14 protein-coding genes and 1 tRNA gene are annotated in these 13,169 nt (G+C 71.6%); 8 read left to right on the top strand and 7 right to left on the bottom strand.

The window, feature by feature from the left end; genetic code table 11:
• From VIG76_RS03525 to VIG76_RS03500, 6 genes are all read right to left on the bottom strand, one after another.
• Positions 1–591, bottom strand: a 591-nt coding sequence (locus tag VIG76_RS03525; protein WP_331951101.1) for a response regulator transcription factor, incomplete at its 3' end; no start/stop codon positions are given.
• Positions 588–1,730, bottom strand: coding sequence for a sensor histidine kinase (locus tag VIG76_RS03520; RefSeq protein WP_331951099.1), 1,143 nt, complete (start codon positions 1,728–1,730; stop codon positions 588–590). The genes VIG76_RS03525 and VIG76_RS03520, both read right to left, overlap by 4 nt.
• Before the next feature lies 1 nt (position 1,731).
• Positions 1,732–2,595 (bottom strand): ABC transporter permease, encoded by an 864-nt coding sequence (locus VIG76_RS03515; protein ID WP_331951097.1) that lies wholly within the window; start codon positions 2,593–2,595, stop codon positions 1,732–1,734.
• Entirely contained in the window at positions 2,592–3,470 is an 879-nt protein-coding gene (locus VIG76_RS03510) for an ABC transporter ATP-binding protein (protein WP_331951095.1), read from the bottom strand. The genes VIG76_RS03515 and VIG76_RS03510 overlap by 4 nt, the downstream gene beginning before the upstream one ends.
• 84 nt (positions 3,471–3,554) lie before the next feature.
• A complete protein-coding gene (locus VIG76_RS03505; protein WP_331951093.1) occupies positions 3,555–4,187 on the bottom strand; it encodes a Pr6Pr family membrane protein in 633 nt (210 codons plus the stop codon).
• A gap of 12 nt (positions 4,188–4,199) precedes the next feature.
• Positions 4,200–5,405, bottom strand: a complete 1,206-nt coding sequence (locus VIG76_RS03500) for a pyridoxal phosphate-dependent aminotransferase (protein WP_331951091.1) — start codon at positions 5,403–5,405, stop codon at positions 4,200–4,202.
• A 109-nt stretch (positions 5,406–5,514) separates the two neighbouring features.
• On the opposite strand from VIG76_RS03500, the gene VIG76_RS03495 reads away from it, so the two are divergent.
• From VIG76_RS03495 to rplA, 6 genes are all read left to right on the top strand, one after another.
• On the top strand, positions 5,515–6,282 hold the full coding sequence (locus VIG76_RS03495) for a glucose 1-dehydrogenase (RefSeq protein ID WP_331951089.1): 768 nt from the start codon (positions 5,515–5,517) through the stop codon (positions 6,280–6,282).
• 207 nt (positions 6,283–6,489) lie between these two features.
• A tRNA-Trp gene (locus VIG76_RS03490) sits at positions 6,490–6,562 on the top strand.
• Positions 6,563–6,595: 33 nt separating this feature from the next.
• On the top strand, positions 6,596–6,868 hold the full coding sequence (gene secE / locus VIG76_RS03485; protein WP_331951087.1) for a preprotein translocase subunit SecE: 273 nt from the start codon (positions 6,596–6,598) through the stop codon (positions 6,866–6,868).
• A gap of 89 nt (positions 6,869–6,957) precedes the next feature.
• On the top strand, positions 6,958–8,013 hold the full coding sequence (gene nusG, locus VIG76_RS03480) for a transcription termination/antitermination protein NusG (RefSeq protein ID WP_331951085.1): 1,056 nt from the start codon (positions 6,958–6,960) through the stop codon (positions 8,011–8,013).
• Positions 8,014–8,199: 186 nt separating this feature from the next.
• Entirely contained in the window at positions 8,200–8,631 is a 432-nt protein-coding gene (gene rplK / locus VIG76_RS03475) for a 50S ribosomal protein L11 (RefSeq protein WP_331951083.1), read from the top strand.
• An 11-nt stretch (positions 8,632–8,642) separates the two neighbouring features.
• On the top strand, positions 8,643–9,335 hold the full coding sequence (rplA, locus tag VIG76_RS03470; protein WP_331951081.1) for a 50S ribosomal protein L1: 693 nt from the start codon (positions 8,643–8,645) through the stop codon (positions 9,333–9,335).
• A 102-nt stretch (positions 9,336–9,437) separates the two neighbouring features.
• Here rplA and VIG76_RS03465 read toward each other — a convergent pair whose 3' ends face one another.
• Positions 9,438–10,430 carry an NADP-dependent oxidoreductase gene (locus VIG76_RS03465; protein WP_331951079.1) on the bottom strand — a complete coding sequence of 331 codons (993 nt, stop codon included), beginning with the start codon at positions 10,428–10,430 and terminating at the stop codon, positions 9,438–9,440.
• Between the two features lie 321 nt (positions 10,431–10,751).
• Between VIG76_RS03465 and VIG76_RS03460 the strand changes: the two genes are divergently transcribed.
• A complete protein-coding gene (locus VIG76_RS03460; protein ID WP_414640601.1) occupies positions 10,752–11,513 on the top strand; it encodes a response regulator transcription factor in 762 nt (253 codons plus the stop codon).
• A gap of 28 nt (positions 11,514–11,541) precedes the next feature.
• The gene (locus VIG76_RS03455) at positions 11,542–13,053 is read left to right on the top strand and encodes a HAMP domain-containing sensor histidine kinase (RefSeq protein WP_331951077.1); all 1,512 of its coding nucleotides are present in this window, start codon (positions 11,542–11,544) and stop codon (positions 13,051–13,053) included.
• Positions 13,054–13,169 lie beyond the last annotated feature (116 nt).

Raw genomic sequence — 13,169 nt, 5'->3', positions numbered from 1 at the left:
GACCGCACGCGTGCGGTCACCCACGCCGAGCTTCTCGAAGACGTGCAGCAGGTGCGTCTTCACCGTCGCCTCCGACAGATGCAGCCGCCGGCCGATCTCCGGGTTGCTGAGCCCCTCGGCCACGCGGCCGAGCACCTCCCGCTCCCGCTCGCTGAGCCGCGGCGCCACCTGCTGCTGGCGGATGCCGCGCGCGAGCGACGCGGCGATGGCCGGCGCCATGACGGTGCCGCCCGCCGCCACCGACCGCACCCCGGCGAGGATCTCCGCCTCCGGCGCGGCCTTCAGCAGGTAGCCGCTGGCGCCGGCGGTGATCGCCTCGAGGATCGCGTCGTCGCTCTCGTAGGTGGTGAGCACCACCACCCGGGTCCCCGGCAGCTCGGCCGCGATCCGGCCGGTCGCCGCCGTGCCGTCGAGGCGCGGCATCCGCAGGTCGATGAGCACGACGTCGGGCCGGGTCGTGAGCGCGGCGGTGACCGCGGCCTCCCCGTCGGCGACCGCGCCGACCACCTCGACGTCGCCGGCATCCGACAGCAGCGCGACGATCCCGGCCCGGACGATCGGATGGTCGTCGGCGACGAGCACGCGGATCACGGCACGACCGCCTCGGCCGGGATGGGGATGCGCACGGTCAGGCGCGCGCCTCCCGCGGTGCTGTCCGCGAGGCGGAGCGAGCCGCCGACGAGCGCGACCCGGTCGCGCATCCCGGCCACGCCGAATCCGCTCGCGGATGCGTGCTGCAGCCCCACCCCGTCGTCGGTGACGGCGAGCTCGACCTGCCCGTCGGCCTCCGTGACCCGGAGCGCGACCCGGTGTGCGTGGGCGTGCTTCCGCACGTTCGCGAGCGCTTCCTGCGCGCAGCGCAGCAGCACGACCTCGAGCGCCCGGGGGACCTCCGCCTGCACGGAGGTCTCGACGACCACGCCCGTCTCGCGGGTGAACCGCTCGGCGAGCGTCGCGACCGCCGCGGCGAGGCCGCCCTCGAGCGGCACGGGCGCGCCGGCGGCGACGAGCGCGCGCGTCTCGGCGAGCGCCTCGCGTGCCGTCTCCTCGAGCACGACGAGGTTCTGCTCATCCGGATGGCGCTTCCTGGCGCGCTCGGCGAGCAGGACGATGCCGGTCAGGCTCTGCGCGATGGTGTCGTGCAGCTCTCGGGCGAGGCGTTCGCGCTCGGCGGCGACGCCGGCGTCGCGGCTGAGTGCCGCGACCTCGTGCTGCGCCGCCTGCAGCTGCTCGGCGAGCGCTCGTCGCTGCTCGCTGAGCCGGGCGATGCGGGTGATCCAGAGGCCCATCACGATGCTGAAGGCGAGCGACAGGCTCTCCACGACGAGCGCCTCGAGCGGACTGCGGGTGGAGATCGCGTATCCGACGCCGACGGCCGCCGCGACGGCGGTGTTCACGACGATCGCGCTGCGGAGCGTCCGGGTGATGGACCAGAGGAGGGGGAACGCGACGGTCTGCCAGGTCGCGAAGGCCGGGCTCGCCAGCGCGCCGGCGAAGCCGACCGCGACGATCAGGACCGCGAACACCTGCCAGCCGGGAGCGCCGTCGAAGGTGCGGCGGCCGAACGCGAACCAGGCGACGATGAACGCGGCGAGCGCCGCCCAGGTCACGAGCGCCGCGGGCGCCGGGAAGGTGAGCGTGACGACGACGCCGGTGACCGCGCTCACGCCGACCACCGCAAGGTGCCACCAGCGGGTCTCCTGCGGTGCGTCGTCCGCGAGCGCGGTCATCTCAGCGGTCCTTCCGCACCCAGCGGAAGGTGAGCAGCGCGATGACCAGCCCGATCACGGCCCAGCCCCCGATCATCAGCGCCGTGGTGCCCAGGTCCCATCCGCCGGTCTGCTCCGCGGCGGCGAAGCTGTCAGGCAGGAACACGGAGCGCATGCCCTGGGCCACCCACTTCAGCGGGAAGATCCCGGCGACGGTCTTCAGCCAGTCCGGCAGGTCGGCGAAGCTGAAGTAGACGCCTGAGATGAACTGCAGCACGAGCAGGATCGGCACGATGACGGCGCTCGCGGATCGGCCGGAGCGCGGTAGGCCGGAGATCCCGACGCCGAGCACCACGGACATCAGCACCGACAGGATGAAGATCCACGCGAACCGCACCCAGAGGTCGGCGGTATCGGGAAGGGTGACGCCGAAGACGAAGTGGGCGACTCCGAGCAGCAGCACGAGCTGCGCGAGCGCGGTGACGAGCACCACCCCGACCTTGCCGAGGAAGTAGCTGATCATCGGCAGCGGGGAGCCGCCGAGGCGCTTCAGGGTGCCGTCGCTGCGCTCGCCGGCGATGTCGATGCCGAGGTTCTGCACGCCCGACAGCAGGATGCCGGAAGCGACGAGCCCGGGCAGGTAGTAGGCCGCCAGCGTGATGCCGCCGTGGCCGTGCCCGTCGCCGCCCACCTTGCCGGTCGAGCTGAACACCGCCGCGAAGAGCACGAAGATCATCGTCGGGAAGAGGAACGTGAAGAACACGGCGTCGCTCGCCCGGAAGTAGGAGCGGATCTCGTACCGGGCCCGCAGGGCGCCGAGGCGCAGCACGCGCCCGATCCCGGGGCGCACGGTGACGGGGGCGGCCGTCTCGATGGTGGTGGTCATGCTGCCTGCTCCTCGAGCTGGTGGTGGTGGCCGATCAGGCCGAGGTAGACGTCCTCGAGGCTCGGCCGCACGACCTCGAGCGCGGTCGGCTCGCCTCCCGCGGCGACGAGGTCGGCGACGAGGCGTCCCGGTTCGTCGGTGCGCTGCTCGTGCACGCCGTCGGCGTCGCGCCAGCGGACGACGGGGACGCGGGCGTCCGCGGATCCGATCCGGTCGACCGGCCCGATGTCGACGAGGCGGCCGTCGACGATGATCGCGGCGCGATCGGAGAGCGCCGCCGCCTCGTCGAGGTAGTGGGTGGTGAGCAGGATCGTCGTCCCCTCGGCCTTCAGCGAGCGGATGAGGTCCCAGAACCGGCGACGCGCCTCGGGGTCGAAGCCGGTCGTCGGCTCGTCGAGGAACAGCAGCTCGGGGCGCCCGATGATGCCGAGCGCCACGTCGAGGCGCCGCCGCTGGCCGCCGGAGAGCGCGCGGACGCGCTTGCGTGCGGCGTCCGTCAGGCCGACCGCGTCGAGCGTCTCGTCGACGTCGCGGGGCCGCGGGTAGAAGGACGCGAAGTGCGCCAGCTGCTCGCGGACCGGCACGGTGCCGGCCTCGGCGCTGGTCTGCAGCACGATGCCGAGCCGCGCCTTCCAGTCGACGCCGCCGGCGCCTGGGTCGACCCCGAGCACTCGAGCATGGCCGCCGGAGCGCTTCCGATAGCCCTCGAGGATCTCGATGGTCGTCGACTTGCCCGCGCCGTTCGGGCCGAGGAGCGCGAACGTCTCGCCCGGCTCGATCTCGAACGAGACGCCGGCGAGGGCGGTGTGGTCGCCGTAGCGCTTGGTGAGGTCCAGCACGGCCACCGCGGGGCCGCCGGATCCGATCGTCGTCATGCGCCAATCGTGGCGCTCCCGCGGCCGCGGCACAGCCCTCGTGCGGTTGAACCCTGGATCAACCGATCGGTGGATGCGCGGGGGCTACGGCAGCGCGGTCCGGACCGGGGGTCGCACCGGCACCCGGTCGGCGAGCCGGAGCGCCAGCCCGACGAGCACGAATGCGAGCGCCACGATCGCGGTCATCCCGGCGACGAACGAGTAGCCGTTCTTCGGGTCGAGGAAGGGGTACGGCACCCAGCCGTCCGTCGCGCCGCGCACGAGCACGACGGCGATCCAGAGGGCCGGGTAGAGCAGCAGCACCCAGGTGAGCCGCAGCGGCGTCGCGAGCCGGTCGGGTGCGAGGAACCAGTCGACGAGCGCGAAGATCGGCGTCACCACGTGGACGACCGTGTTGGCCCACGGCAGCGGCACGCCCCCGGCGGCTCCCAGCGGGGCGAGCAGCACCGCGTAGACGATGCCGACGATCACCATGTAGTCCGCGACCGCCCAGCGCACGACCGTCCATCCGCGCGTGGGCGCGGAGCCGCGCAGCAGCCGCAGGCCGCCGATGAGCAGCACGACGATGTCGAGCAGGTTCGACTGGATCGTGAAGAAGCCGAAGAAGTTGAACGGGTTGATCGGCGACGTCGCCGCCACCGAGGTGAACGTGGCCACGATGGCGGCGATGACGGCCACGGCGACGACCAGCCGGGCGACGGCGATCCCGATGCGCACGACCCGGCCCGCTCAGGCGAAGAAGGCGGCGAGCCGGGAGACGCCCTCGGCGAGCGCGTCGTCGCCGAGCGCGTAGCTGAAGCGCAGGTAGCCGCTCGGCCCGAACGCCTCGCCCGGCACCACGGCCACCTCGCACTCCTCGAGGATCAGGTCCGCGAGCTCGAGCGTCGTGGTCGGGGTGCGGCCGCGCCACTCGCGGTCGAGCAGCTCCCGCACGTCGGGATAGACGTAGAAGGCGCCCTCCGGTGTGGGGGTGCGGAAGCCCGGGATGCGGTTCAGGCCCTCGACGATCGCCTTGCGGCGGCGGTCGAACGCCTGCCGCATCGCCTCGATCGGCTCGGTCGGACCGGTCAGCGCCGCGATCGCGGCGCGCTGCGCGACGTTGTTCACGTTGGACGAGAGGTGCGACTGGAGGTCGCCCGCGCCCTTGATCACGGCGGGGGGGCCGACCATCCAGCCGACGCGCCAGCCGGTCATCGCGTAGGTCTTCGCGACGCCGTTGACGAGCACCGTCTGCTCGGCGAGCTCGGGCACCGCCTCGACGATCGAGACCGCACGCACCCCGTCGTAGACGAGGTTCTGGTAGATCTCGTCCGTCACGACCCAGACGCCGTGCTCGAGCGCCCACTCGCCGATGGCGCGGGTCTCCTCCGGGGAGTAGACGGATCCGGTCGGGTTCGACGGCGAGACGAACAGCAGCACCTTCGTGCGCGGCGTCCGTGCCGCCTCGAGCTGCTCGACCGTCACCCGGTAGTCCTGGTCGGCGCCGGCGAACACGGCGACCGGGATGCCGCCCGCGAGCTTCACGACCTCGGGGTAGGTGACCCAGTACGGCGACGGGATGATCACCTCGTCGCCCTCGCCCACCAGCGTCTGGATCGACTGGTAGACCGCCTGCTTGCCGCCGTTCGACACGATGACCGCCGACGGCGCGACCTCGAGGCCGCTGTCGCGCAGCGTCTTCGCGGCGATCGCCTCCCGCAGCTCGGGCAGGCCGACGGCCGCCGTGTAGTGGTGGTTGCGCGGGTCGCGGGCGGCCCGCTCGGCCGCCTCGACGACGTGCGCGGGGCTGTCGAAGTCGGGCTCCCCGGCGGCATAGCTGACGATGGGGCGGCCGGCCGCCTTCAGGGCCTTCGCCTTCGCGTCGACCTTCAGCGTGGCGGACTCGGCGATGGCGGCGATGCGCGGCGAGATCGGGGCGAGCGTGGCGCGGGACACGGCTCCTGAGCCTACCCGTGAGACGCGGGTCCGGTTCAGGTCACGTCCGGTGAGCGTTCAGTCGACGGGGGTCACGATACGGATCATCACCCCAGTGCAAGGAGGAGCCGTGCTGCTCACGGACAAGGTCATGGTCGTCACCGGCGGCAACAGCGGGATCGGCGCCGCCATCGTGCGTGCCGCGGCGGCGGAGGGGGCGAAGGTGGTCATCGACTACGTCGCCCACGAGGACGCCACCGAGAAGCTCGTGAACGAGATCGCCGCGGGCGGCGGCGAGGCGACCGGCGTGGAGGCCGACGTCTCGAAGCCCGCCGACCTGCACCGGATGGTGCAGACCGCCGTCGACACCTACGGACGGCTCGACGTGCTCGTGAACAACGCCGGCATCGAGACCCGGCAGTCGCTCCTCGACAGCACCGAGGAGGACTACGACAAGGTGATGAGCGTCAACATGAAGAGCGCCTTCTTCGCCTCCCAGTCCGCGGCGAAGCAGTTCATCGCGCAGGGCGACGGCGGCCTCATCCTGAACATCTCGTCCGTGCACGAGGACTGGCCGATGCCCGGCAACATCGCCTACTGCGTCTCCAAGGGCGGGATGCGGATGCTCACCCGTACCGCCGGCGTCGAGCTCGGCCCGCACGGCATCCGCATGGTGAACATCGCGCCCGGCGCCGTCGACACCCCGATCAACGCGCAGACGACCAGCAACACGGAGCTGCTCGGCAAGCTCACCGCCGCGATCCCGCTCCGCCGCGTGGCCGAGCCGTCCGACATCGCCGACGTCGTCGTGTTCCTCTCCTCCGGCAAGGCGTCCTACATGACCTCCACGACGGTCGTCGTCGACGGCGGCATCATGCAGGGCAGCGTCGGCCTCTAGCGCCCTCCGGCTCGTGCCACCTCTCGCGATCTTGGGCCCCTCGAGGTCGCGAGAAGTGGCGACCGCCTCGGTGGGGCGGGCGCGGAGCCGGGCTTCCCGAGGTGGCTGCGCTACACTCGCTCGTCAGTCGGAGCCGAACGCTCGCTTCGGCGTGCCCGGCGCATCCGCGTGATTCCGGCTCGCCGGGAGACGCTCGACCGGCGCCCTAGGGCGGTGGCTCAATTGGTAGAGCAGCGGTCTCCAAAACCGCAGGTTGCAGGTTCGAGTCCTGTCCGCCCTGCGAAGGACGAGAACGAGAAGGGGTGAACCGCACGTGGCACGCAGACTGCTCGACACGCCCGGCGAAGACGTCGTCGCCGTCGCGAAGCTCGAGCGGCAGGCCCGCCGCGGGCCGTTCGCCCGTATCGCGCTCTTCCTCCGGCAGGTCATGGCCGAGCTGCGCAAGGTGGTCACCCCCACCCGACGTGAGCTCGTGACCTACACCGGGGTCGTGCTCGGATTCGTCATCGTGATGATGGCGATCGTGTACGTGCTCGACATCGCATTCAGCGCGCTCGTCGTGTTCCTCTTCGGCGGAGCCGGCTGACGTCACGACCGACCGGACCGCGCGACCCGCGCGCGACCGGTGTGCGGCTGCGCCGCATCCGAACGTAACGAAGAAGGATCGACATCCCAGTGGTGAAGTCACATCGCGACGACCTCGACCTCGAGCCCGAGCTCGAGCAGGACGCCGGGCCCGAGGAGGCCGACCAGAACCTCCGCTACACCGACGACAGCCACCTGCCCTCCGAGCAGGAGGAGCTCGAGGAGGCCGTGGCCGGCGAGGGCCTGACGGTCGTCGACGACGACACGGAGGACGAGCAGGAGGAGCTCGACGCGATCGAGCTCGCCGCCGACCCCGAGGCCGACGCCGCCATCGACGAGGCCCTCGAGGTGCACGACCCGTCCGACTACGAGGCCGCCGAGGCCGCGACGGACGACGAGACCGACGAGGCGTTCACCGACGCGACCGGATCCGGCCCCGAGGGTGCCGCCGAGGGCATCGCCGCCGACATCGCCGACGAGGAGCAGCCCGCCGACGCCGCCGCGGAGGACGAGACCCCGGTCGACCCGTACGACGAGTTCCGCCAGGAGCTCCGCGCCAAGCCGGGCAAGTGGTACGTCATCCACTCCTACGCCGGCTTCGAGAAGCGCGTGAAGCAGAACATCGAGCAGCGCAAGGGCTCGCTCGGCCAGGAGGACAGCGTCTTCGAGGTCCAGGTCCCGATGGAGGACGTGGTCGAGATCAAGAACGGGCAGCGCAAGCTCGTCAACCGCGTGCGCATCCCCGGCTACGTGCTCGTCCGCATGGACCTCAACGAGGACTCGTGGTCCGTCGTGCGCCACACGCCGGGCGTCACCGGCTTCGTCGGCAACTCGCACAACCCGACGCCGCTCCGCTTCCAGGAGGCGTTCGACATGCTGAAGGGCATGGTGCAGGTCGCCGAGGCGCCCGCCAAGGCCGGTGTCGGCCCGAAGGGCGCCCGCGGCGCCGCCGCCCGCACGCCGATCCCCGCCGAGGTCGACTTCGAGGTGGGCGAGACGATCACCATCAAGGAGGGCTCGTTCGCGGGCCTCCCCGGCACGATCAGCGAGATCAAGCCGGAGAGCGGCAAGCTCACCGTGCTCGTCTCCCTCTTCGAGCGCGAGACACCGGTCGAGTTGTCGTTCGACCAGGTCACCAAGCTCTAGGTCCGTACCGCCCTACCCGGGCTGCGCTCGGGTAGGATGGTCCGTCGGCCTTCGGGTCGCCCCACTCCCGGTGGTCGAGTTGCCGCGCCCGGCGCATGCGAGACCTCACGGGTCACCACGGCACGCATCCGGCGTGCGCGTGGGAGCGGATGCGGATTCCCGCGTCCTCGACAGAGAGAAGGAATCATGGCTCGCCAGAAGAAGGTGACCGGCCTGATCAAGCTCCAGATCAAGGCGGGCGCCGCCAACCCGGCGCCCCCGATCGGGCCCGCGCTCGGTCAGCACGGCGTCAACATCATGGAGTTCTGCAAGGCGTACAACGCAGCGACCGAGTCGCAGCGCGGCAACATCATCCCCGTGGAGATCACCGTCTACGAGGACCGCACCTTCACGTTCATCCTGAAGACCCCGCCCGCCGCCGAGCTGATCAAGAAGGCCGCCGGCGTCGCCAAGGGTTCGGCCACGCCGCACACGACCAAGGTCGCTCGCCTCACCCGGGACCAGGTCCGCGAGATCGCGCAGACCAAGCAGCCCGACCTGAACGCGAACGACCTCGACGCCGCAGCCAAGATCATCGCCGGCACCGCCCGGTCGATGGGCATCACGGTCGAGCAGTAGGAGGCGCAACGATGACGAAGCACAGCAAGGCGTACCGCGCCGCGGCCGCGAAGCTCGAGCCCGGCCGCTTCTACAGCCCCGAGGAGGCCGTCAGCCTCGCTCGCGAGACCGGCTCGGCCAAGTTCGACTCCACGGTCGAGGTCGCCCTCAAGCTCGGTGTCGACGTGCGCAAGGCGGACCAGATCGTCCGCGGCACCGTCTCCCTGCCGCACGGCACGGGCAAGACGGCCCGCGTGATCGTGTTCGCGATCGGCCCCGCAGCCGAGGCGGCGATCGCCGCCGGCGCCGACGAGGTCGGCGGCGACGAGCTCATCGCCAAGGTGGCGGGCGGCTACACGTCGTTCGACGCCGCGGTCGCGACCCCCGACATGATGGGCAAGGTCGGCCGCCTCGGCCGCGTGCTCGGCCCGCGCGGCCTCATGCCGAACCCGCGCACCGGCACCGTGACCCCGGATGCGGCGAAGGCCGTCTCCGAGATCAAGGGCGGCCGGATCGAGTTCCGCACCGACAAGCACTCCAACGTGCACCTCGTGGTCGGCAAGTCCGGCTTCACGCAGGACGCGCTGAACGAGAACCTCAAGGCCGCCATCGACGAGATCGTCCGGCTCAAGCCGGCGGCCGCCAAGGGGCGCTACATCCAGAAGGCCTCGGTCTCCACGACCTTCGGCCCGGGCATCCCCGTGGACGTCGCGTCGCTCGTCTGAGCCTCCCGAGATCGGCTTCCGAGGCCGGCATCCCTTCCGGGATGTCGGCCTCGAGTCGTCTCCGCCCCCGCGTGTGAGCCCCCTCGCGAGGTGCTCGCGTGGTCAGTAGTCGCTGACCTGCACCACGACCTTGCCGCGCACGTGGCCCGACTCGAGCAGGCGCTGGGCGTCGGCGATCCGCTCGAACGGGAAGACCTCCTGCACCGACACCTGCAGGTCGCCGGAGGTGACCAGCCGGGCCAGCACGGTGAGCGTGGTCGAGTCCGGCACCATCCGGTACTTCGTGGCGCGCACGCCCGCGGCAGCCGCGTCCGCGGCGAGGGTCGGCCAGCCCGTGCTCGGCAGCGTCACGAGCAGTCCGCCGGGCCGCAGCACCGCCAGCGACCGCGGCCCCACGTGGTCGTGCCGGTCGCCGACGAGGTCGATCACGACGTCCACGGGCCGCAGCGCCTCCTCGAAGGGGCGCTCGTGGTAGTCGACGACCTCGGACGCGCCGAGCGAGCGGACCCAGTCCGCGTTGCCGGCCGACGCCGTGGCGACGACCGTCGCCCCGAAGTAGGCCGCGATCTGCACGGCGAAGTGGCCCACGCCCCCGGCGCCGGCGTGCACGAGGATCCGCTGGCCCGCGTGCGCCCGCGCGAGCTCGACGACGGCGCCCCACGCCGTCAGCGCGGCGAGCGGCACCGCCGCGGCCTCGGCGTGCGTCAGCACCTTCGGCTTCGCGGCGAGATGGTGGGGCGGCACCGCCACGAGCTCCGCGAAGCTGCCGGAGCCGCGCGGGGCGGAGCTCACCCCGTAGACCTCGTCGCCCGGCTGCAGGTCGAAGCGCTCGTACGGCGCCGCGACGACCACGCCGCTGAAGTCGCTGCCCAGCACCACCGGGAACCCACCGACGGCCGCCGCCGCGCCGTCACCGGCCCGCGTCGAGGTGTCGAGCGGGTTCACGCCGGCCGCCATCACGCGCACCAGCACCTCGGAGAGCACCGGAGTCGGCACCGGCGCCGTGCCGATCCGAAGGCCGGATGCGTCCCCGAACCGGTCGAGGAGGGCGGCGCGCATGGTGCCGCCGGCCTGGGCCTCGTCGCCAAGCGTCATGGTGCGCCCTCCCGCGGTGTCGGCGGGGATCGCCCGCACCGTCCCATTCCACCGGTGGCATGATTCAGCCCTGTTTCGGGCAGGTCACCGGTTCGGGAAGGTCCGGCGATGCCCCGGGCTCGGTGCCGGGATGAGTGCCCGTCGGCGGGAGGCAGGTGCGACGACAAGAGATCCCTATGAGGTACGGGTGGGGCCGGTCGCCCGGATCCACGCGGACTTCCTCCTGTCCTCAGCGTCCCGCCGCCCCGTCCATCACCCGTTCCCCGGGTGCTCCTCGACGGCACATATCGCGCTCATAGGAAAACCTCGATACTGGGATCCGTGACCACCATCCGACCCGGTACCAGCACCGAATCGCCCGCGGCCCGCACCCGGTTGAAGCATCCGGACGGCAGCCCCATCCGCGTCCTCGTCGTCGACGACGAGCCGACGCTCACCGACCTCCTGCAGATGGCCCTCCGCTACGAGGGCTGGGAGGTGCGCACCGCCTCCGACGGCCGGCACGCCCTGGCCCTCGCCCGCGAGTTCCGGCCCGACGCCATCGTGCTCGACATGATGCTGCCCGACATCGACGGCATGCAGGTGCTCGCCCGCGTGCGGCAGGACGGCCAGCAGACCGCGGTGCTGTTCCTCACCGCGAAGGATTCGCTCGAGGACCGCATCAACGGCCTCACCGCCGGCGGCGACGACTACGTCACCAAGCCGTTCAGCCTCGAGGAGCTCGTGGCCCGGCTCCGCGGCCTCATCCGCCGCTCGATGCTCGTGGCGAACGACGAGGAGGACCCCCGGCTCATGGTGGGCGACCTCGTGCTCGACGAGGACAGCCACGAGGTGAGCCGCGCGGGCGACGCGATCGAGCTCACCGCGACGGAGTTCGAGCTGCTGCGCTACCTCATGCGCAACCCGCGGCGTGTGCTGTCGAAGACGCAGATCCTCGATCGCGTCTGGAACTACGACTTCGGCGGCAAGTCGAGCGTCGTCGAGATCTACATCTCCTACCTGCGCCGAAAGATCGACGCCGGGCGGAAGCCGATGATCCACACCGTGCGTGGTGCGGGGTACATGCTCAAGGCGGCCGACTGACGGCTCGGCCGTCCCCGGAAGCTCGCCGATGAACCCCCACAACTGGACGCTTCGTACGCGGCTGATCGCCGTCACGGTGGCGCTGGTCGCAGCGACGAGCGTCGTCATCGGCGGGGTCATGTTCCTCATGGTGCGCAACCAGCTGCTCACCAACTTCGACACCAACCTGGACAACTCGCTGCTGCGCCTGACTCACGCGGGCGGCGGCCCGGGGCGCGAGGGCCCCTTCATCGACGCCGGCACGATCGTCGCCGAGTTCCCGTCGAACGGGAGCGCCAGGACCGGTTCGATCTACTCGTCAGGGGGAGCGCCCTCGGCTCTCAGCGCCGCCCAGCTCAGCGCGATCGTTCCGATCGCGAGCAGCGATGGCGATGAGCACACGTCGGTCAACATCCCGGGTCGAGGGGACTACCGATTCATCGTCACGTCGGCGTACGACGCGAGCAACGGTGTGCCCGTCGCGGTGAAGCTCGCAGTCGGCGCGCCCCTGTACGGGCTGTACAAGCAGATCACCGGGTTCTTCGTCCTGGTGGCGCTCGTCGTGATCGCGGCGATCCTGCTCGCCGCCATCATCGGCGCGTTCCTCCTGCGGCGGGCGATGCGTCCGCTCAGCCGCGTGGCTGCGGTCGCCTCGACCGTGGCCGGCATGTCCCTCGACCGCGGTGACGTGCACCTCGCACAGCGCGTCCCCGACGCGGACACGAACCCGCACACCGAGGTCGGCCAGGTCGGCAGCGCGCTGAACAACCTGCTCGACTCGGTCGAGACGGCGCTCGTCGTCCGGCAGGCGAGCGAGGACAAGGTGCGCACCTTCGTCGCGGATGCGAGTCACGAGCTGCGCACGCCCCTCGCCTCCATCCGCGGCTATGCGGAGCTCACGCGTCGCTTCGGCGGCGACCTGAGCGAGGAAGTGCAGCACAACATCGCGCGGATCGAGTCCGAGGCGCAGCGGATGACCTCGCTGGTCGAGGACCTGCTGCTGCTCGCGCGGCTCGACGCGCAGCGCGAGCTCGACACGTCCGAGGTCGACCTCTCCCGGCTGCTCGTCGACGTCCTCAGCGACGCGCACGCCGCCGGGCCCGACCACGAATGGGACCTCGAGCTTCCCGACGAGCCCGTCACCGTGCGCGGCGACGACCTGCGGCTGCACCAGGTGTTCGCGAACCTGCTCACCAACGCCCGCGTGCACACGCCCGCCGGCACCCGCGTCACCCTCGAGCTCGCCGGGCCTGTGAACGACTTCGTCGAGGTCCGGGTTCGCGACACCGGTCCCGGTATCCCGGAGGCGCTGCAGCCGACGCTCTTCGAGCGGTTCGTGCGCGGCGACAGCTCGCGGAACCGCAGGTCGGGCAGCAGCACGGGCCTCGGCCTCTCCATCGTGCACGCGGTGATCACCGCGCATCACGGCACCGTGCGGGTCGAGTCGCAGCCAGGCTCGACGGTCTTCATCGTGCGGCTGCCCGTGCACCAGCCCGAGGTCGACACGACGCATTCCGTCCCGGCCCATGCGGCTCCGGAGCCCGAGCCCGCCCACGTCTGACAGTGCGTTCATCGCGCCGTTCCGGAGTTCCTACGCGACACGCCGCATCCGGCGCTCCGACGACGGCGCGTCGCCCGGTTTCTCCGGAACGGCGCGATGGGTGGGAGGCGGCGGGG

Source organism: Amnibacterium sp., assembly GCF_036559085.1.
Classification (GTDB): Bacteria; Actinomycetota; Actinomycetes; order Actinomycetales; family Microbacteriaceae; genus Amnibacterium.
Note: the sequence above shows the minus strand (reverse complement) of the source record. Positions and strands in the feature narration are given on the sequence as shown.